General features: G+C 43.9%; 21 protein-coding genes. 18 read left to right on the plus strand and 3 right to left on the minus strand.

Features of this window, described 5'->3' with window-relative positions; all coding sequences use genetic code 11:
• Window positions 1-17: 17 nt before the first annotated feature.
• The 6 genes from JMN17_RS01480 (at window position 18) to JMN17_RS01505 (ending at window position 5505) form a co-directional block, all read left to right on the plus strand.
• On the plus strand, window positions 18-1286 hold the full coding sequence (locus tag JMN17_RS01480; RefSeq protein ID WP_087992257.1) for a peptidase U32 family protein: 1269 nt from the start codon (window positions 18-20) through the stop codon (window positions 1284-1286).
• 6 nt (window positions 1287-1292) lie between these two features.
• Window positions 1293-1928 (plus strand): uridine kinase, encoded by a 636-nt coding sequence (gene udk / locus JMN17_RS01485; protein ID WP_003225916.1) that lies wholly within the window; start codon window positions 1293-1295, stop codon window positions 1926-1928.
• A 250-nt stretch (window positions 1929-2178) separates the two neighbouring features.
• On the plus strand, window positions 2179-2652 hold the full coding sequence (gene greA, locus JMN17_RS01490) for a transcription elongation factor GreA (RefSeq protein ID WP_087992256.1): 474 nt from the start codon (window positions 2179-2181) through the stop codon (window positions 2650-2652).
• A gap of 53 nt (window positions 2653-2705) precedes the next feature.
• Window positions 2706-4460 carry a peptidoglycan D,D-transpeptidase FtsI family protein gene (locus tag JMN17_RS01495; protein WP_202327083.1) on the plus strand — a complete coding sequence of 585 codons (1755 nt, stop codon included), beginning with the start codon at window positions 2706-2708 and terminating at the stop codon, window positions 4458-4460.
• 64 nt (window positions 4461-4524) lie between these two features.
• The gene (locus tag JMN17_RS01500) at window positions 4525-5232 is read left to right on the plus strand and encodes a YrrS family protein (RefSeq protein WP_087992254.1); all 708 of its coding nucleotides are present in this window, start codon (window positions 4525-4527) and stop codon (window positions 5230-5232) included.
• Between the two features lie 102 nt (window positions 5233-5334).
• Window positions 5335-5505: a hypothetical protein gene (locus JMN17_RS01505; RefSeq protein WP_202327085.1), complete on the plus strand. Its 171-nt coding sequence runs from the start codon at window positions 5335-5337 to the stop codon at window positions 5503-5505.
• A gap of 17 nt (window positions 5506-5522) precedes the next feature.
• Here the strand turns inward: JMN17_RS01505 and JMN17_RS01510 are convergent, their stop codons facing one another.
• Complete coding sequence (locus JMN17_RS01510; protein ID WP_003225924.1) at window positions 5523-5726, minus strand: YrzA family protein; 204 nt, start codon at window positions 5724-5726, stop codon at window positions 5523-5525.
• Between the two features lie 191 nt (window positions 5727-5917).
• Between JMN17_RS01510 and JMN17_RS01515 the strand changes: the two genes are divergently transcribed.
• From JMN17_RS01515 to JMN17_RS01535, 5 genes are all read left to right on the plus strand, one after another.
• Window positions 5918-6559 (plus strand): class I SAM-dependent DNA methyltransferase, encoded by a 642-nt coding sequence (locus JMN17_RS01515; RefSeq protein WP_119996184.1) that lies wholly within the window; start codon window positions 5918-5920, stop codon window positions 6557-6559.
• A 20-nt stretch (window positions 6560-6579) separates the two neighbouring features.
• Complete coding sequence (gene mtnN / locus JMN17_RS01520; RefSeq protein ID WP_087992253.1) at window positions 6580-7275, plus strand: 5'-methylthioadenosine/S-adenosylhomocysteine nucleosidase; 696 nt, start codon at window positions 6580-6582, stop codon at window positions 7273-7275.
• 61 nt (window positions 7276-7336) lie between these two features.
• A complete protein-coding gene (locus JMN17_RS01525; RefSeq protein ID WP_202327086.1) occupies window positions 7337-8260 on the plus strand; it encodes an O-acetylserine dependent cystathionine beta-synthase in 924 nt (307 codons plus the stop codon).
• Between the two features lies 1 nt (window position 8261).
• The gene (locus JMN17_RS01530) at window positions 8262-9401 is read left to right on the plus strand and encodes a bifunctional cystathionine gamma-lyase/homocysteine desulfhydrase (RefSeq protein WP_202327088.1); all 1140 of its coding nucleotides are present in this window, start codon (window positions 8262-8264) and stop codon (window positions 9399-9401) included.
• An 82-nt stretch (window positions 9402-9483) separates the two neighbouring features.
• A complete protein-coding gene (locus JMN17_RS01535) occupies window positions 9484-9714 on the plus strand; it encodes a YrhC family protein (RefSeq protein ID WP_087992250.1) in 231 nt (76 codons plus the stop codon).
• A 35-nt stretch (window positions 9715-9749) separates the two neighbouring features.
• On the opposite strand, the gene JMN17_RS01540 is transcribed toward JMN17_RS01535, so the two are convergent.
• Both JMN17_RS01540 and fdhF read right to left on the minus strand, forming a co-directional pair.
• On the minus strand, window positions 9750-10232 hold the full coding sequence (locus JMN17_RS01540) for a DUF1641 domain-containing protein (protein ID WP_202327089.1): 483 nt from the start codon (window positions 10230-10232) through the stop codon (window positions 9750-9752).
• A gap of 18 nt (window positions 10233-10250) precedes the next feature.
• Window positions 10251-13193 (minus strand): formate dehydrogenase subunit alpha, encoded by a 2943-nt coding sequence (gene fdhF / locus JMN17_RS01545; RefSeq protein WP_202327091.1) that lies wholly within the window; start codon window positions 13191-13193, stop codon window positions 10251-10253.
• Between the two features lie 314 nt (window positions 13194-13507).
• Between fdhF and JMN17_RS01550 the strand changes: the two genes are divergently transcribed.
• The 7 genes from JMN17_RS01550 to cypB all read left to right on the plus strand — a co-directional run bounded on the left by JMN17_RS01550 (window position 13508) and on the right by cypB (window position 20523).
• On the plus strand, window positions 13508-13876 hold the full coding sequence (locus tag JMN17_RS01550; protein WP_024714924.1) for a DUF2294 domain-containing protein: 369 nt from the start codon (window positions 13508-13510) through the stop codon (window positions 13874-13876).
• Window positions 13877-14137: 261 nt separating this feature from the next.
• On the plus strand, window positions 14138-14938 hold the full coding sequence (locus tag JMN17_RS01555; RefSeq protein ID WP_087992460.1) for a formate/nitrite transporter family protein: 801 nt from the start codon (window positions 14138-14140) through the stop codon (window positions 14936-14938).
• A gap of 394 nt (window positions 14939-15332) precedes the next feature.
• Window positions 15333-15482 (plus strand): YrzI family small protein, encoded by a 150-nt coding sequence (locus JMN17_RS01560; RefSeq protein ID WP_087992248.1) that lies wholly within the window; start codon window positions 15333-15335, stop codon window positions 15480-15482.
• A gap of 156 nt (window positions 15483-15638) precedes the next feature.
• Entirely contained in the window at window positions 15639-15797 is a 159-nt protein-coding gene (locus tag JMN17_RS01565; RefSeq protein WP_003229817.1) for a hypothetical protein, read from the plus strand.
• Window positions 15798-15975: 178 nt separating this feature from the next.
• Complete coding sequence (locus JMN17_RS01570; protein ID WP_301272139.1) at window positions 15976-16527, plus strand: class I SAM-dependent methyltransferase; 552 nt, start codon at window positions 15976-15978, stop codon at window positions 16525-16527.
• A gap of 222 nt (window positions 16528-16749) precedes the next feature.
• Window positions 16750-17340, plus strand: a complete 591-nt coding sequence (gene fatR, locus JMN17_RS01575; protein ID WP_087992246.1) for a transcriptional regulator FatR — start codon at window positions 16750-16752, stop codon at window positions 17338-17340.
• A gap of 18 nt (window positions 17341-17358) precedes the next feature.
• Window positions 17359-20523, plus strand: coding sequence for a bifunctional cytochrome P450/NADPH--P450 reductase CypB (gene cypB, locus JMN17_RS01580; protein ID WP_202327100.1), 3165 nt, complete (start codon window positions 17359-17361; stop codon window positions 20521-20523).
• The last annotated feature ends 29 nt before the right edge of the window (window positions 20524-20552 follow it).

The following is a 20552-nucleotide window of genomic DNA, read 5'->3' on the forward strand; positions in this document are numbered from 1 at the left end:
CAAAAGGAGGTTAAGCTATGACTGCCGTAAATGATAAGATATCCAAAATTGTCAATGGTAAGCGTGTGATTACGAAAAAGCCCGAGCTTCTCGCACCCGCGGGTAATCTTGAAAAGCTGAAAATTGCTGTTCATTACGGAGCGGACGCGGTCTTTATCGGAGGACAGGAATACGGTCTGCGCTCGAATGCCGATAACTTTACGATCGAAGAAATTGCAGAAGGCGTAGAATTCGCGAAACAATATGGCGCAAAGATTTACGTGACGACGAATATTTTCGCCCATAATGAAAACATGGACGGGCTAGAGGAATATTTAAAAGCGCTTGGAGACGCCAACGTCGCCGGCATCATTGTGGCAGATCCGCTTATTATCGAAACATGCCGCAGAGTGGCGCCGAATGTTGAGGTTCACTTGAGCACGCAGCAGTCTCTTTCAAACTGGAAGGCTGTCCAGTTCTGGAAGGAAGAAGGCCTTGACCGCGTTGTGCTTGCACGTGAAACAAGCGCTCTCGAAATCAGAGAAATGAAAGAAAAGGTAGATATCGAAATCGAATCCTTTATTCACGGCGCGATGTGTATCGCATATTCCGGCCGCTGCGTGTTGAGCAATCACATGACAGCGCGGGATTCCAACCGCGGAGGCTGCTGCCAGTCATGCCGCTGGGATTATGATCTGTATCAAACAGACGGTGCCAACGCCGTCGCTTTGTATGGTGGAGAAGATGCGCCATTTGCAATGAGCCCTAAAGATTTGAAACTGATTGAATCCATTCCGAAAATGATCGAAATGGGCATCGACAGCTTAAAGATTGAAGGACGCATGAAGTCAATTCACTATGTAGCGACAGTTGTCAGCGTATACCGCAAAGTCATTGACGCTTATTGCGCTGATCCGGATCACTTTGTGATTCAAAAAGAATGGCTGGAAGAGCTTGATAAGTGCGCCAACCGGGACACTGCGACAGCTTTCTTTGAAGGAACGCCAGGCTATGAAGAGCAAATGTTCGGCGAGCACGCCAAAAAAACGACGTTTGATTTTGTCGGCTTGGTACTGAATTATGACGAAGACACACAAATGGTCACGCTTCAGCAGCGTAATTTCTTCAAAAAAGGCGACGAAGTGGAATTTTTCGGTCCGGAAATTGAAAACTTTACACATACGATTGAAGCCATTTGGGACGAAGACGGAAATGAGCTAGATGCTGCCCGCCATCCCCTGCAAATTGTCAAATTCAAACTAGACAAAAAGATTTATCCGAGCAACATGATGAGAAAGGGGAAGTAACAACCCATGGGTAAGAATCCAGTAGTCATTGGAATCGCAGGAGGTTCCGGTTCAGGAAAAACGAGTGTCACACGGTCCATTTATGAACAATTTAAAGGGCACTCGATTTTAATGATCCAGCAAGACCTTTATTATAAAGACCAAAGCCATCTTCCATTTGAAGAAAGGCTGAACACAAACTATGATCATCCGCTTGCGTTTGATAATGACTATTTAATCGAGCATATTCAAGATCTATTGAATTACCGCCCGATTGAAAAGCCGATTTACGACTATAAGCTTCACACACGTTCAGAAGAAACGGTTCACGTAGAGCCAAAGGATGTTATTATCCTTGAAGGCATTCTTGTTCTTGAAGACAAAAGACTCCGTGATCTGATGGATATCAAGCTTTACGTGGATACAGATGCTGACTTGCGTATCATCAGACGGATTATGAGAGATATTAATGAGCGCGGCCGCTCTATTGATTCTGTCATTGAACAATATGTGTCAGTTGTCCGCCCGATGCATAACCAATTCGTTGAACCGACAAAACGATACGCTGATATTATTATCCCGGAAGGCGGACAGAATCACGTCGCAATTGATCTGATGGTCACGAAAATACAGACCATCCTTGAACAAAACGCGATTTTGTAATACCATAGCATAGACATAAATAACTCTGACCATATTATGTATAGGCAGGAAGGGGATGTGCGAATTCCCTTCTTTCCCTGTTTATAAACGCGAAATATTTGCAGAACGACAAGATTCAGTTTAAGATAAACAGTACCTATATGGGAGAGAAGAACGAGGACTGCCCTGTGTTCTCATTCTTGTATTTTTTAGTTTATGCTCTCATACATAATCGAAGATGTTGAGGGACAACCAGAAGGAGTGAAGGGACATGGCACAAGAGAAAGTTTTTCCTATGACTGAAGAAGGAAAACAAAAACTTGAACAAGAATTGGAATATTTGAAAACGGTTAAACGAAAAGAAGTAGTAGAGCGCATCAAAATTGCGAGAAGTTTCGGAGACCTTTCCGAGAACTCTGAATACGATTCAGCAAAAGAAGAGCAGGCATTCGTAGAGGGCCGTGTAACGACTCTGGAAAATATGATCCGCAACGCGAAAATCATTGAAGATGACGGCGGCTCTAACGATGTCGGTTTGGGTAAAACGGTCACTTTCGTCGAATTGCCTGACGGTGAAGAAGAATCATATACAATCGTTGGAAGCGCTGAAGCTGATCCGTTTGAAGGGAAAATCTCAAACGACTCACCGATCGCAAAAAGCCTGCTGGGCAAAAAAGTCGATGATGAAGTCACAGTTCAAACACCGGGCGGAGAAATGCTCGTGAAAATTGTGAAAATTTCATAATATCCGTTTAGCGGATAAACACCTCGTCCACAATGTGGGTGAGGTGTTTTTTTATGAAGATATCGAAACGAATGAAGCTGGCAGTCATCGCTTTTTTGATCGTATTTTTTTTGCTGTTGCTGCGGCTGGCGGAAATCCAGCTGTTTTTCACCGAATCATTTTCTAAAAAGAAAATCAATTTGATCCAGGAAAGTGTGAAACAGCGGACGGAGGAAGTGCTCATTTCTGACGGAAGAGGTTCCTTTTTAGATCGAAACGGGCAGGCGCTGACCGGCAAAAGCGAGCCTGCAGTTGTTTTGTTCCCTTTTCTGCTGACGCAGGATTGGCCGATCAAAAAAGTTGCGGACATCATCGGCATGTCTGAAGATGAATTGCACCAGACACTCACAAAAGCGAAAAAACCGGTCATTTTGCATCAAAGGAAAATCAAAACACTTTCGAAACAATCCATTACAAAAATCAATTCTTTGAAATATCCCGGCATTTACGGCGTATATATGGAGAATGAAGACAAGCCAAGCCTTGCTTCACATACGATAGGAAACACAAATCAAGATCCGGCGCTTCTCCGGAAGAAATATCCGGACCAGAAGAACCTCCCGATTACAACGAAAATCGGAACAACCGGTTTAGAACGGACATTTGATGAGTTTTTGCTTCCAGAACAAGATACAAAACTTTTATATCATGTGGACGGAAGAGGAAATCCTTTGTTTGGCATGGACGTCAAATATACTGCTGAAGCCAATACGTTTTATCCGCTTCAGGTCAAAACAACGATCGATCAAAGCATTCAAAAAGCGATGGAGGAGGTATTGGATGAACAGGGGCTGAAAAAAGGAGGAGCTGTGCTGCTGGACATCGAAAATAGCAGTGTTCTGGGAATTGTAAGCAAACCGAATGCGGATGTGTCCCGGCAAAACACGCTTCAAAATTACATGCTGACGCCAATCTATCCCGGTTCTGTTTTTAAAACAGTCATTGCCGCAGCTGCAATCGAAAATGATACGGTGAAGCCGAGTCAAACCTTTAATTGCAATTTAAACCTGTATGGGGAACCGGGCGACGACAAAGGAACCTTGTCTTTTGATGAAAGTTTTGCCCAGAGCTGCAATTACACATTTACGAGTCTTGCAGAACAATTAATGAAAAAAGACAGCTCGGTTATTGAAGATATGGCAGAAAAGCTGGCTCTCACAGATCGCGCAGGCTGGGAAGGAAAACTGTATCACGAATCAAATTTCCGTCAGTTGTATAATGAAAAAAGCGGCGTGGTTTGGGGGGATGAAAAAGACAAATCAGTCAAAAAAGCCATTGCGCAAACAGCGATCGGGCAGAAAAATGTGAAGGTAACGCCACTCGAGGTAGCCAATATGATGGCGGCCATCGCCCGCGGCGGAGAAAAGCGGCAGGTGAAAATCGCTGAACAAATTGAATATAAAAACGGCACAACGCTCGCCAAGTTTAAAGATCAGAAGCTCAGCGGAGAAACGATAGACAAATATACGGCACAACAGCTTCAAAAAATGCTGCGGCGGGTGGTGGAATCTCCTTCCGGAACGGGCAGAAGGTTTCAGGATCTTCCGTATACTGTAGCAGGGAAGTCAGGCACAGCCCAGACAGGCAAGCTTTCAAAAGAGCAAAAAGCACTCTATGAAAAATGGTTTGCCGGATATTTTCCGGCGGATAAGCCGAAATACGCTCTTGTCGTTTTACACATGGATACGCCGGGGGATAAGGCTCTGACAAATTCCGTGTTTTATGATATTGTTAAAAAAGTACACGAAATTGAAATCAATCAGAAATAGAACAACTTCTCAGCACATGGTAAAATATATGCTGAGCCAAGAGGGATAAAGGAGTGCAGAATTATTGAGCAATAATCAATCTCGTTATGAAAACCGTGATAAGCGCAGGAAAACTAATTTAGTGCTTAACATTTTAATTGCAATCGTATCCATACTAATCGTCGTGGTAGCAGCTAATCTCTTCATTAACAGTCCTTCTAGCAAAGATGTCAGCAAGGATTCTGAAACGGCGCAAAAACAAGAATCTCCGGCTTCAGGAAAGACGGAAAAGAAATCGGATGAGGATATAAAAGACAGCAAGAAAGATACATCTGACAGCGAAAAGGATGCTGAGAAGTCTTCTGATTCAGACTCAGATTCGAAAAAAGATGATTCTTCTAAAGGTGATGACTCTGATTCCGATTCAGACTCAAGCTCAGATTCAGGTGACCCGCTTAAAGACGCAAAAGTAACAGAAGGCGGCTCATCAAGCGATGTAGAAAAAACGTATGTAAATTCTGATTGGAAAGCAGTCGGAACTGAGCAGACGGGCGAACATGCCGCCACTTATGACTCAAGCTCACAAGACTGGGCTGAGATGCTGAAAGCTATTTCATATGCAACCGGTGTTTCAAAAGATAACATGACGGTGCTCTGGCTCGGGAATAACGGCAGCCCTCAGGATGCCAAAGGCAAGGTTTTAGACAAGACGACCGGAGATAAATATCAAGTCACGATTACATGGGTTGATGACAAAGGCTGGAAGCCGACAAAAGTAGAAAAACTAAAATAAACAAAGCAGCCGGTCTAGAGCCGGCTGCTCAGATTGTTGACAAAAAGCTAAAATGGTGTTCATTTTAGCTTTTTGTCATTTTTTCAGCGTGATTGAAAACCCTTGAAGTCTAGGAAGGACGAGCATCGAAGCAGACTTCCGCAGGATGCGGTGACAGCGGCGTTTGAGCAGGACGCTCAGCTTTTAGCCGCTGATCTTTTCTCAAGTGAGCATCGACGCGCAGGCCTGACAACGAATGCGAGGGTTTGTCGACACGGTGAACAGCCGGTTTAGAGCCGGCTGCGTTTGTTTTAGGCTTCAGCTGCGAAATGAACAACCGCGCTGTACAATATTCTACCGTCTGCCACAGCGGTCTGGTGTGAAACAGACTTCACCCGGAGCATGATGGCTTTATTGTTTTCAATTTGTGTATTGATTTTCTTTTCAAGCTCCTGCAATGAAGCCGCTTCGAAAAATTCCACTTTGTCTTTTATCAAATCTAATTGAAAATTCATCTCTCGGCCCTCCTACTTTCACAAGTCATATGAAGTATAAGCTTTTTTGCCGTAAACGCGCAATATCGTTGGCATAAAATACACAAAGTGTTTTAGTACCTCCTTTTCAGAAGATGTGGTATGATAGGAACTGTTCCATCATTAATTCATAGTATGCTTATAGGAATTATAAAATATGGAGTGTGACAAATATGGGACGTGAATTTATCCCTCTTTTTGAAGATTGGGCAGCAACTTATGATCAAACAGTACAAGGTTTTGATATTCAGTATAAAGAAGCATTCAGAGGCTACGATGATATCCTTGATGCCATCGTCAGCAGGTCTGGAACACATGTGTTAGAATTTGGCCCGGGGACAGGGAATTTGACAGCCAAGCTGCTGGATGCGGGCAAATCTGTATTTGGAATCGAACCGTCTCCCGCCATGCGAAAATTGGCTGCTGACAAGCTTTCAGGCAGGGCGGAATTCGTTGACGGAGACTTCCTGACATTTCCCGAGCCGCCATTTCATGCTGACACAATTGTCAGTTCATATGCTTTTCATCATTTGACCGATGAAGAAAAGCGGGCTGCAATAAAGCAATATGGCAAATACCTTCACTTGCATGATAAAATAGTGTTTGCCGATACCGTCTTTAAAGATGCGCAAGCGTATCAACAGGCTATCGATAAAGCCCGTTCTCAAGGCTTCTATCAGCTTGCAAATGATTTAGAGACAGAGCATTATCCCACATTGGATGCGCTGAAAGAGATGTTTACAGCTGAAGGTTTTGCAGTCCAATTCACTCAGCAAAACGACTTCGTGTGGATAATGGAGGCGATCAAACGGTAAAGTGAAGGGAATGTGAATAGATGAAACTAGCAGTCATCGGAGCAATGGAAGAGGAAGTTACCATCCTAAGAAGCAAACTTGAAAATGCAAAAACAGAAACAATCGCACACTGTGAATTTACAACAGGTGAATATGAAGGAACCGAAGTGATTCTTTTAAAATCTGGAATTGGAAAAGTAAATGCTGCCATCAGCACAACGCTTTTGCTTGACCGATATAAGCCCAATTATGTGATTAACACAGGCTCAGCGGGCGGATTTCATCATACACTGAATGTAGGAGATGTCGTCATTTCAACTGACGTTCGCCATCATGATGTAGATGTAACGGCCTTTGACTATGAATACGGCCAGGTTCCGGGTCTTCCGGCTGCTTATGCAGCAGACGAAAAGCTGATCAGCATCACTGAAGAAGCGATTTCTGAACTTGACGGCATTCAGGTTGCAAAAGGAACGATCGCAACAGGTGATTCTTTTATGAACGATCCGAAGCGGGTTGAAGAAGTGCGTGCGAGATTTTCTGAGCTGTATGCGGTTGAAATGGAGGCTGCGGCAGTGGCTCAGGTGTGTCATCAATTTAAAACGCCGTTTGTCGTCATCAGAGCTTTATCTGATATCGCTGGAAAAGAATCACATGTATCATTTGACCAATTTTTAGAGCAGGCCGCTGTCAATTCCACAGAGCTTGTGTTAAAAGTGATCAAACGAATTCATTAAACGGGGGAGAGTTCTCCTCCGTTTTCCCTAAAAACAACCTCTATCAAGGAGGAGGACATATATGACTGTTATTACGGACATTACCGAGCTGATTGGGAATACACCGCTTCTCCGCCTGAAGAACTTTGATGTTCCAGACGGGGTCGCAGTGTATGCCAAGCTTGAAATGATGAATCCCGGCGGAAGCATCAAAGACAGACTGGGAGATATGCTGATCCGTGACGCTTTGGATTCGGGCAAAGTAAAGCCCGGCGGAGTGATTATAGAAGCTACGGCAGGAAATACAGGAGTCGGCCTTGCGCTGAGTGCCAGAAAATATGGATTACAAGCAATTTTCTGTGTCCCTGAACATTTCAGCACAGAGAAACAGCAAATTATGCAAGCGCTTGGCGCATCGATCATCCATACACCGCGTCAAGACGGAATGCAGGGAGCCATTCAAAAAGCCATTCAGCTGGAGACTGAAATTGAAAATTCTTATTGCGTTTTGCAATTTAAAAACCAAGTAAATCCATCGACTTACTATAAAACGCTTGGGCCTGAAATTTGGGAAGCGCTTGACGGCAATATTCATACGTTTGTCGCAGGGGCAGGATCAGGAGGCACATTCGCAGGAACAGCTTTCTTCTTAAAAGAAAAAAACCCAGCAGTTAAAACAGTGATTGTCGAACCGGAGGGCTCCATTTTAAACGGAGGAGAGCCTCACGCTCATAAAACAGAAGGCATCGGCATGGAGTTTATCCCCGATTATATGAATAAAAGCCATTTTGATGAGATCTACACCGTAACAGATGAGAATGCGTTTAGACTTGTAAAAGAAGCGGCGGAAAAAGAAGGACTGCTGATCGGTAGCTCTTCAGGTGCAGCGCTTTATGCAGCATTGGAGGAAGCGAAAAAAGCATCCGCAGGAACAAACATTGTCACGGTATTCCCTGACAGCAGTGATCGATATATCAGCAAACAAATTTACGAAGGAGGCATCTGATATGAAGAAAAAAACTTTGATGATACACGGCGGAATCACAGGTGATGAGAAAACAGGCGCAGTGTCCGTGCCTATTTATCAAGTGAGTACGTACAAGCAGCCAAAAGCAGGGCAGCATACCGGCTATGAGTATTCAAGAACGGCCAATCCGACAAGGGCCGCTCTCGAAGCGCTTGTGACAGAGCTGGAAGGTGGGGAAGCAGGCTATGCGTTCAGTTCAGGAATGGCTGCCATTACAGCGGTTATGATGCTGTTTAACAGCGGAGATCATGTTGTTTTAACTGATGATGTGTACGGCGGAACATACCGCGTGATGACAAAGGTGCTCAATCGTCTTGGCATTGAATCAACATTTGTCGATACAAGCAGCGGAGAAGAAGTTGAAAAAGCGATTCGTCCTAACACAAAAGCCATTTATATTGAGACACCGACAAACCCGCTGCTCAAAATCACCGACTTGTCGCTCATGGCTGATATCGCAAAAAAAGCCGGTGTACTTCTTATCGTAGACAATACCTTTAACACCCCTTATTTTCAGCAGCCGCTTACTTTAGGGGCTGATATCGTGCTTCACAGTGCGACAAAATATCTTGGCGGACACAGTGACGTCGTCGGCGGTTTAGTTGTGACCGCATCGAAAGAGCTTGGGGAAGAGCTGCATTTTGTGCAAAACTCCACAGGCGGCGTTCTTGGCCCTCAAGATTCCTGGCTGTTAATGAGAGGAATCAAAACATTGGGTCTCAGAATGGAAGCGATCGATCAAAATGCGCGGAAAATCGCGAGTTTTCTTGAGAATCACCCTGCTGTCCAAACGTTATATTATCCTGGTTCTTCAAATCATCCCGGACATGAGCTTGCAAAAACGCAAGGGTCTGGCTTCGGCGGCATGATCTCTTTTGATATCGGCAGTGAAGAGAAGGTTGATGCATTTTTAGGAAATCTGAAATTGTTTACCATTGCTGAAAGCCTCGGCGCGGTAGAAAGCTTAATTTCTGTTCCGGCAAGAATGACACATGCCTCTATTCCGAGAGAACGCCGGCTTGAACTCGGTATTACGGATGGCTTAATCAGAATTTCTGTAGGAATTGAAGATGCAGAAGATTTGCTGGAAGATATTGAGCAAGCGCTTAAAAATATATAACAAATGGATACAATTACTTTCTCTGTAAGCCGCCAGATTATATTATAATAGTCGTATACTACGAATCTGGCAGGTGATTCATTTGAATAAAAATAGAATGAAATCTTTAAAAGAAGATTACAAGCATTTTGCTTTTACGTTGCTTGCAGTCAGCACTTTTTTATATATAGGCGCAGTTCTCCCCGATCAAGGCTTAACCTTAGGCCAAAAATCGATGATGCTTTTAGCGGATTGCGTATTTTTAGCCGGTGCCTTCTTTTGCGTAGATCGTTCATTAATTTACAAGAAGCGTTTGGAAGAAGCCGACGAATAAAAAAACAGCCATCAATCAGCGATGGCTGTTTTTTGTTATTTTTCTTGCAGTTCTTTTCCCATGCCTTTTAAAAACTGAAGGCCGAAGCCGACGGCTCTGTTGATATCAGGATCATTCATTGCTTTTAAAAGGTCGAAAATCCCGACTTTCTTGTCTTCTTTTAAAAAGCTTTGCGCCTGTTCAGTTCCAGCCATTACGCTTTCTAAAAGTTTTCCTGTAAACTCAGGATCTGCTTTTGTCAATGCGCCTCCAGCGGCCATCATCGTGTTGATGAGGTTGGTGACAGGCTCACGCGAGACTTGGCCAAGCGCAATCTTGGCGATGTCTTCCTTCGCCCTCAGCATACTTGCTGCCGCATCAAAGATTCCAAGTTCATTCAGTTCACTCATTAACGTCATCGTTTTCGAGACAGCATCTTCATTTTCCGCCAGCAGCCCTTTCAGCTCCTCAATTTTTTCAAGCTTGATTTGCTCCGGTGTTTTTGTTTCTTTTTTGATCGTTGTAATCGGAGTAGCCATTTTGTTTCCCCCTTTCGTTTAATCAGTTAGATGAACATAGCCCGGACGATTCCATTTTCTTTCTGCCTCGACGCCGTTTTGCGGGTTCCGTTTCTTGTTACGCGGATTTGTTTTAGGAAGCGGTGTGCTTTCGCAGCCTCCCAGCACTTCCATGCGTACCTTCGTCTGTTTATAAGCAGGCGTGTTCGTGCGTTTATCAGCCGCAGGCCCTGTCAGGAAGTTAATCGCTGACTCCTTGTCTGTTGAGTTCATTGGCAGATAAAGTTCATTTTTCCGTACGCGGTCTGTAATCAGCGCGTTTAATTTGACTGCTCCGAACGGAGAAACGAGCCGTACAAGCGAACCGTCACAAACACCTCTCTCTTGTGCAAGCTCAGGCGAAATTTCAACGAATACATTCGGCACTTTTGCTTGGATGCCTTTCGATTTATTCGTCATATTTCCTTCGTGGAAATGTTCAAGCATACGTCCGTTATTAATGTGAAGATCATATTCTTCCGGAAAAGCGGCAGGCTCAGTCCAATCAGAAAGGGCAAAGCGGGCTTTTTTGTCAGGGAAATTAAATCCGTCTTCATACAGAAGCGGTGTGCTTTCACCTGAGAAGCTGCCCCATAGGAAACTGTTCCAGCCTTCAAGAACCTCATAGCTTGCTTTGCCAAACAGAGGGGAAAGGCTCGCCATTTCTGAGAAAATGTCACTAGGATGGCTGTAATTCCAGCCGGCTCCTAAGCGGTTTGCCACCTCTTGAATAATCCACCAGTCCGGTTTCGCGTCACCAAACGTCGGAAGCGCCTGATATAAACGCTGAACGCGTCGTTCTGTATTGGTAAATGTGCCGTCTTTCTCAAGTGAAGGAGTGGCCGGCAAGACGACATCGGCATATTGAGCTGTTCTTGACAGGAAGATATCCTGAACCACGAAGAAATCAAGGCTTGATAAAATATCATGTACGTGGTTCGCGTTTGAATCGACAAGTGCCATATCCTCGCCGACAAGATACATAGCCTTCATCTTTCCTTCTTCAATGGAATGAAGCATTTGAATATTATCTAAACCCGGCTTGCCGTCAATTTCGACACCATACGCCTCTTCAAATTTAGCGCGGGCATTGTCATCTGTAATATGCTGATATCCCGGCAGCCAGCCAGGCAGTGTTCCCATATCGCAAGCGCCTTGTACGTTATTGTGTCCGCGCAGAGGATACGCGCCGGCACCAGGACGGCGATAGTTGCCCGTAGCGAGAAGCAGGTTTGAAATCGCTGCTGATGTATCAGAACCGCCTGTATTTTGTGTGACACCCATTCCCCAAAGGACACAAGTGCCATCAGCGTCACGAATCATTTCCGCCATTTCAATCATGTTTTCTTTTGAAAGGCCTGTGACGCGTTCCGCATAATCAAGCGTATAGGTTTTTAGCGTTTCTTTATAATCTTCAAAGTAATTCACGTTCTCATCAATAAATGCCTGATCGTGCCAGCCTTGGTCAATCATATATTTCGTAACGGCCATCAGCCAAACTTGGTCTGTGCCTTGTTTTGGGCTGATGAACAGATCAGACCGTTCAGCCATCTCATTTTTACGCAGGTCGGCAACAATCAGTTTTTGTCCATGAAGCTTGTGCGCCCGTTTGACACGTGTTGCAAGCACCGGATGTCCTTCCGCCGGATTGGCGCCGACAATGATGACGAGACCGGCTTTGGCAATATCTTTAATCGTTCCGGCATCACCGCCCATGCCGACAGTGCGGAACAATCCGTCTGTGGCAGGAGACTGGCAGTAACGTGAGCAGTTATCGACGTTGTTTGTCTCAAATACCTGACGCGCTAATTTTTGAATGGCATAGTTTTCTTCATTCGTGATTTTAGAAGAAGAAATAAATCCGACAGATCCGTTGCCGTACTGCTCCTTAATTGATCCTAATCTGCTTGCGACAAGATCCAGGGCCTCTTCCCAAGAAGATTCAACAAAAGCCCCGTTTTTACGGATTAAAGGCTTTGTGATCCGCTCTTCAGAATTGACGAAATCCCAGCCGAATTTCCCTTTGACACATGTAGAAATCGCGTTAACCGGAGCGTCAGAAACAGGCTGGATTTTTAAAATATCCCGTCCTTTTGTCCATACTTCAAAGGAACATCCGACACCGCAGAACGTACATACGGTTTTGGTTTTTTTCGTTCTCGTTTCACGCATTGCCGCTTCGACTTCAGAAATGGCAAAAATGCTGCCATACCCTGGTTCAACGTTTTTCACGAGGTCAATCATCGGCTCCATGACATCCTCTTTGATGCCTGTCATAAAGCCAGCCTGCCCGAGCATTGATTTTTCCATCAGCGCATTACATGGGCATACTGTGACACACTGGCCGCAGCTGACACAAGAAGACTCATTGATCGGAACTCCCTCATCCCAAATAACGCGTGGGCGTTCACGTTCCCAGTCGATTGAAAGTGTTTCATTTACCTGAAGGTTTTGACACACCTCAACACACTGACCGCAGGCAATACATTGGTTTGGATCATAGCGGTAAAAAGGATGAGACATATCAATCGCGCAAGACGGATCTTCTTTTGGCGTGTATGGGTATTTTTGATGCTCGATCCCCATCATTTCCGCTGTATTATGCAGCGTACAGTTCCCATTGTTATTATCGCAAACCGTACAATACAGCAAATGATTTTCAAGAAGGCGGTCCATCGCTTCGGTTTGTGCTTCTTTCACCCGATTTCCCGAAAGATCAATTGACATTCCATTTTCTGCGACAGTAGAGCATGAACGAACCAGCTTGCCGTTCGCCTCTACAATGCAAGTATCACAAGTTTGAAGCGGATCAACCTCTGGAACGTGGCAAATCTGCGGGTATTCAATCCCATTTTCATTTAAAATGTCTAAAATTGTGGCCCCTGCTCGTGCTTGAATTTCTGTTCCGTCTACACGGACACTGATCGACTTAACGTCCATCATATTCATATTCCCCTCCATCTTTCTTTCAAGAAGTCAAAAAAAGCCATGTATAGATACACCTGTCTTTCATTCTAAGAAGGTGTAAACACACATGGCGGAATAGTTCACTAGCAAGTCTTACTAACAGACCAATCCTTGATTTTTATAAACCGATAGACTCATAACAAGATCCTATTACAAATCCATCAACACTGCTTTTATTATAAAGTGATATTTATTATAATACAATATAGCAGGAAAATTTTAACCAAGTGAAATGTCCTGAGGGGAACCGGGAAAAGCCTTATGAGGCAATATCGGAAGGGGTAATCTGCATGTCTAAAAAAATTCATGAGTTCAATGATATTATTCGAAAACTTCGTAAAGAATTATTCGGCAAAGGGCCTGAACGAATTCATACTGTATTTGTAGAAAACATGGCAGTTTCAACACTATACGGAAATCTGAGTGCAAGCGAGCAGTTTATCGCCCGCACACCTGAAGGAAGAGAAATGGTACATGCGGCCCGGACAAGCCTGATTCAAGACCTTTATTCCAAACAAACGCCGGAGGGAATGGAAGAGCTGATTGGGGCTAAGCTAGTCCATTTGTTTTCTGATATAAAAATTGAGGAAAATATCGCTGTATCTGTGTTTGTCTTTGACCAAAAAATAGATGATCAAAAAGAAGCCCTGCAAAGCTAGCACATTTGTCATTGACACAAATTTGTCACATTTGATATGATGTGGCTACAGTTATAGAAGGCAAAAGCAATGGAATGTATGCACGAACTGTATATATTCTCTTTCAATATCTTAAATTCTGCTTGATATTGTTGTATGGGTATGCATACAAGTTAGGCAGCATTCAAACGCCTGGTTGACACAGGTTATTTGAGTGCTGCCTTTTTTTATTGCCTTTCTGCCATAACTGTGAGAAAAGAAGAAATAATGGAGGGTTTTAGTATGGCTTTTCGAAAACCGGATGAAATAGCGGATGCAGCAATTGAAGCAGGGATGAAAAAAGTAAAGCTTCCGCTGCCGTCTCTGCTTGTATTGGGGTTTTTAGGCGGCGCATTTATCGCGCTCGGGTACTTGCTTGATATCAGGGTAATCGGCGACCTGCCGAAAGAATGGGGAAGCCTTTCCAGCCTTATCGGGGCTGCCGTATTTCCTGTCGGTCTGATCCTTGTGGTGCTCGCTGGCGCTGAGTTGATCACAGGAAATATGATGTCCGTTGCGATGGCCTTATTTTCGAGAAAAATATCAGTAAAAGAATTGGCGGTTAACTGGGGAATCGTCACGATTATGAACCTAATCGGCGCATTGTTTGTTGCCTACTTTTTCGGGCATTTGGTTGGGTTGACTGAAACAGGCCCTTATTTAGAAAAAACGATCGCCGTTGCGCAAGGAAAGCTTGATATGAGCTTCGGCAAGGTTCTCATTTCCGGCATCGGCTGTAACTGGCTTGTATGTCTTGCGGTGTGGCTTTCTTTCGGCGCCCAAGACGGAGCAGGGAAAATCCTTGGCATTTGGTTCCCCATTATGGCTTTTGTTGCAATCGGATTTCAGCACGTTGTCGCCAACATGTTTGTGATTCCCGCTGCCATTTTTGCTGGCTCGTTCACGTGGGGGCAGTTTATCGGAAACATCATTCCGGCTTTTATCGGCAATGTCATCGGCGGAGCCGTGTTTGTCGGTCTCATTTATTTTATTGGATATCATAAGAAAGACCGCTCCAGAAAAGAAATGAAGCAGGTATCATGAATAAAGGGCAAATCCACTCGATGAAACGTACAAATTCAGTCCATTTTTAGAAAAAGATGTTTACAAAATGGAATTTGGTGGATATACTTACAAAGGAAGAAAAAAGCAAAGGAGGCTGAACAAAATGACAATGAGACAACGACGTCAACCTGTACGTGATACACAAGAAAAAATTCATGGTTCATTCAGCCTGTGGAAGAGTTCGTGTCCTTCCTTAACCGATGCTTATCGCACGCATTAAATTCGGAATAGACGGACATACGCAACTCCCCGCAGGCAGTAGAGGCATTGGTTTGGTGTCTTCTTTTGTCTGCGGTTTTTATTTGCCCGCGGCAGAAGAAATGATGCCGCGGGTTATTTCGCTTGAAGCGGACTTTGAAAGGGGGTGAGCGATATGACGATTAACCTATTCTTTTTAACGTTAACGATTAACAAACGGTTTAAAAACCCGGAAGAATTCGAACGAGAACAGCAGATTGAGCAGATTTATGATGAAATGAAAGAGTCTCAGTTAAAGCATCTTTATTTAACAAACTGGCGCTAAAAAGCAATGAAAAACTGAAGGGGGAGATGACATATGCTTAGAATGGAATTATTGATGCATTATACGATGGAGAAGGACCAAGTTTAGCGAAACAGCTGTCAAGAAAATGTCTGCCTGCATATGATAAATCAACGTTACGGTAAGGCAGGTGATGGCATGATGAACGATTATCAGAAAAGGCTGCCGTCGATTGGCCATGGTTATGCGTCCATGCCGCATTCCTTCAAACATGGTTATGGAAATCCATTCCGCCAGCAGAGGCTGATGGCCATGCAGCAGCAAAGGTTGTATGTATTCCCTTATCATTGGCACTGAAAGAGGGCAGAAAACATTTTGTTTTCTGCTTTTTTTGCGGAAAAAAATGAAAAAGTTCAGTTCTATTGAAACATTTTTAAACACATTGCCGTCTAGTTGATATCTTCATTCCCATTTGGAAATGAAGATGAGGTTTATTTTTCGAATATAATAAATAAACGTAGGAAACCAAAAGCAGGTGTTTAAAATGCTAGAAAATAGACTCTATAAACAATTGAATCTTTTGAAATTATTTTCTCGGAAATATAAGCAAACCAAAACAATTGAGCATATGATGATTGACTCTATAGACATACAAGAAAATGACAGAATTTTAGAAATTGGAATCGGAAATGCCACTGTTTTTAAGAACATAACCGAGAAACTAGAAAAGGGAAGCTTAAAAAGCATTGACCCTTCAAAGCGAAAGGTAAGGCAAATATCACACGCAAATCGAAAGAACATGGGGAAAGGGGAGATTTTTCATGGCTATCCCGAGAACATTCCCTTTGATGACCGTACCTTTAATAAAGTGTTTTCCTTACATACGGTTCAGAGCTGTACTGATATTAGGCTTGCATTAAGGGAAATTTACCGTGTGCTTCAAATTGACGGCCAATTTTACATCAATATTGATACAAATACCGGTGAGAAAGAGAACATGTATATTCAACTGCTGGAAGATCAGCATTTCAGGGATCTTTCTATCATCAGACGTGATTCCTGTCTTTGCATTGTGGCTGTTAAATAAAATCATTTCTCGGGAAATATATCCAGAGCCTTTATTTTGGGGATTGGGTATATTTTCTTAATTTTTTATTTTTTGCATATACTTTATATTAAAAAAAGTTTTTTTCATATAAACTGATATCATAAGAAAGGGTAAAGAGGTGATATCAGACAGGTCAGATATTCATTATGAACAAAAGGAATGAATATTCATTCCGCAACGAATCGGAGGTACTAACATTCCATGTTATCCGCATCCAGCAGTAAATACGACATGATTATGAAAGCGTCGGTTTCACTATTTACAGAGAGGGGATTTGACGCTACCACGATCCCAATGATAGCTGAACGAGCCCATGTGGGGACAGGAACGATCTACCGCTATTTTGACAGCAAAGAAACACTCGTCAACGTATTGTTTCAAGAAAGCATTCAGCGCTTTATGGAAAAGCTGAAACAAGACTTTTCGGAATTGAGTGTCAGAGAAGGCTTTCACCATGTATTTTGCTGTCTCATTCAATTTACAAAAGAGAGCGACTATGCGCTTTTCTTTCTTGAAACGAAGAAAGACGCTCATTACTTAAATGCCACAAGCAGAAAAATGATAGAAAATCTGACTCAAATGCTTGATGACTATTTTAATAAGGGAAAAGCGGAAGGTGTAATTCGCAGCCTGCCCTCAAACGTGTTAATTGCGATTGTGTTAGGGGCGTTTCTCAAGATATATCAGCTTGTCCAAACGGGTGATATAGAGATGGACATGGATTTAAGGACTGAATTGGAACAATGCTGCTGGGACGCCATTAAGCTTCATTCATTTACTTCACAAAAATAATAGGAAAGGAAGATGTTGATGAAACAGGCAAGCGCAATACCTCAGCCCAAAACATACGGACCTTTAAAAAACCTTCCGCATCTGGAAAAAGAGCAGCTTTCTCAGTCATTATGGAAGATAGCAGATGAATTGGGGCCGATTTTCCGTTTCGATTTTCCGGGGGTATCCAGTGTTTTTGTATCCGGCCACAGTCTTGTGGCTGAAGTGTGTGATGAAAGCCGTTTTGATAAAAATCTTGGCAAAGGCTTGCTAAAGGTGCGCGAGTTTGGCGGAGACGGGTTATTTACAAGCTGGACGCATGAGCCGAATTGGCAAAAAGCCCACCGCATTCTGCTGCCGAGTTTCAGTCAAAAAGCGATGAAAAGCTATCATTCTATGATGCTGGATATCGCAACCCAGCTGATTCAAAAATGGAGCCGGCTTAATCCTAATGAAGAAATTGATGTAGCGGACGACATGACCCGTCTGACGCTTGATACGATTGGGTTATGCGGGTTTAACTACCGTTTCAACAGCTTTTACCGTGATTCACAGCATCCGTTTATCACCAGTATGCTCCGTGCCTTAAAAGAGGCGATGAATCAATCGAAAAGACTGGGTCTGCAAGATAAGGTGATGGTGAAAACAAAGCTGCAGTTCCAAAAGGATATAGAAGTCATGAACGCTCTTGTCGATAGAATGATAGCGGAGCGAAAAGCGAACCCGGATGAAAACATTAAGGATCTTTTATCACTTATGCTTTATGCCAAAGATCCTGTAACAGGTGAAACGCTGGATGATGAAAACATTAGATACCAGATCATAACGTTTTTGATTGCAGGACATGAAACCACAAGCGGTTTGCTTTCCTTTGCGATCTACTGTCTGCTTACACATCCGGAAAAACTGGAAAAAGCGCAAGAGGAAGCAGATCGCGTGTTAACGGATGACACGCCGGAATATAGACAAATCCAGCAGCTGAAATACATTCGGATGGTTTTAAATGAAACTCTCAGACTTTTTCCAACAGCTCCGGCCTTTTCTCTCTACGCTAAGGAAGATACTGTTTTAGGCGGGGAATATCCGATCAGTAAAGGGCAGCCTGTCACTATTTTGATTCCGAAACTGCACAGGGATCAAAATGCTTGGGGAGAGGATGCGGAAGATTTTCGTCCGGAACGGTTTGAAGACCCTTCGCGCATTCCTCACCATGCGTATAAGCCGTTTGGAAATGGACAGCGCGCTTGTATCGGCATGCAGTTTGCTCTCCAGGAAGCGACGATGGTTCTAGGTCTTGTATTAAAGCATTTTGATTTGATGAACCATACTGGATACGAACTGAAAATCAAAGAGGCATTAACGATCAAGCCGGATGAATTTAAAATTACTGTGAAACCGCGGAAAACAGCAGCAATCAACGTACAGAGAAAAGAACAGGCTGACATCAAAACAGAAACGAAGCCAAAAGAAACAAAACCTAAACACGGCACACCTTTACTTGTTCTTTACGGTTCTAATCTTGGAACAGCGGAAGGAATAGCCGGTGAACTGTCTGCTTACGGCCGCCAGCTGGGCTTTACAGCTGAAATCGCTCCGCTTGACGATTATATTGGCAAGCTTCCCGACCAAGGTGCCGTGGTCATTGTTACGGCTTCTTATAACGGGGCGCCGCCTGATAATGCTGCCGGCTTTGTGGAGTGGCTGGAGGAGCTTGAGGAGGGCCGATTGAAAGGTGTTTCCTATGCGGTATTCGGCTGCGGAAACCGGAGCTGGGCCAGCACGTATCAGCGAATTCCCCGACTCATAGATGACATGATGAAAGCAAAGGGGGCAACGCGTTTAATAGCGATTGGGGAAGGCGATGCCGCCGATGATTTTGAAAGCCATCGCGAGTCTTGGGAAAACCGTTTCTGGAAGGAAACGATGGACGCATTTGATATAAACGAAATATCTCAGAAAGAAGACAGACCTTCATTATCCATTACTTTTCTCAGTGAAGCGACAGAAACGCCGCTTGCTAAGGCATATGGCGCGTTTGAAGGGATTGTGTTAGAGAACCGGGAGCTCCAGACAGCAGATAGTCCGCGTTCTACCCGCCATATTGAATTGCAAATTTCTGATGCCAAAACATATCAAGAAGGCGATCATATCGGAATTCTGCCGCAAAACAGCCGGAAACTTGTTCAGCGGGTCCTGAGCCGATTCAGTTTGCAGGCCAATCATGTCATAAAAATGAGCGGAAGCCCTCATATGGCTCATCTTCCGATGGATCGGCCGATTAAAGTGGCGGATGTATTGGCGTCCTATGTGGAGCTGCAGGACCCGGCTTCAAGACTTCAACTTCGGGAGCTGGCTTCTTATACAGTCTGTCCGCCGCATAAAAAAAAGTTGCAACAGCTCGTTTCAGAAGATGGCATTTATAAAGAGCAGGTATTGGCAAAACGTCTCACCATGCTTGATCTTTTAGAGGATTACCCTGCTTGCGAAATGCCGTTTGAGCGGTTTTTAGAACTTTTGCCATCATTAAAACCAAGATATTATTCCATTTCAAGCTCACCGAAGGTCCAAGCCAATATCGTGAGCATGACAGTAGGCGTTGTTAAAGCATCAGCTTGGAGCGGGCGTGGTGAATACCGGGGCGTTGCTTCTAATTATTTAGCAGAGCTGAATACAGGTGATGCAGCAGCCTGTTTCATCCGAACGCCTCAATCCGGATTCCAAATGCCAGATGACCCTGAAACGCCTATGATTATGGTTGGACCGGGTACAGGAATTGCACCATTCAGGGGCTTTATTCAGGCAAGATCTGTTTTGAAGAAGGAAGGAAGCACGCTTGGAGAAGCTCTTTTATACTTCGGCTGCCGGCGCCCCGATCATGACGATCTATACAGAGAAGAGCTGGATCAAGCGGAACAGGATGGTATTGTCACCATCCGCCGATGCTACTCACGCGTCGAAAACGAACCAAAGGGATATGTCCAGCACTTGCTCAAACAAGATACGCAGAAATTGATATCACTCATTGAAAAAGGGGCACACATATACGTATGCGGTGATGGATCGCAAATGGCTCCTGATGTAGAGAATACGCTGCGTCTGGCGTATGAAGCTGAAAAAGGAGCGAGCCGGGAAGAATCAGCTGAATGGCTGCAGAAGCTGCAAAACCAAAAACGATATGGCAAAGACGTTTGGACAGGAATGTAAAAAATAAAATCCCGCCATCAGATTGGCGG

Source organism: Bacillus sp. RHFS10 (assembly GCF_016757475.1).
Taxonomy (GTDB): domain Bacteria; phylum Bacillota; class Bacilli; order Bacillales; family Bacillaceae; genus Bacillus; species Bacillus subtilis_G.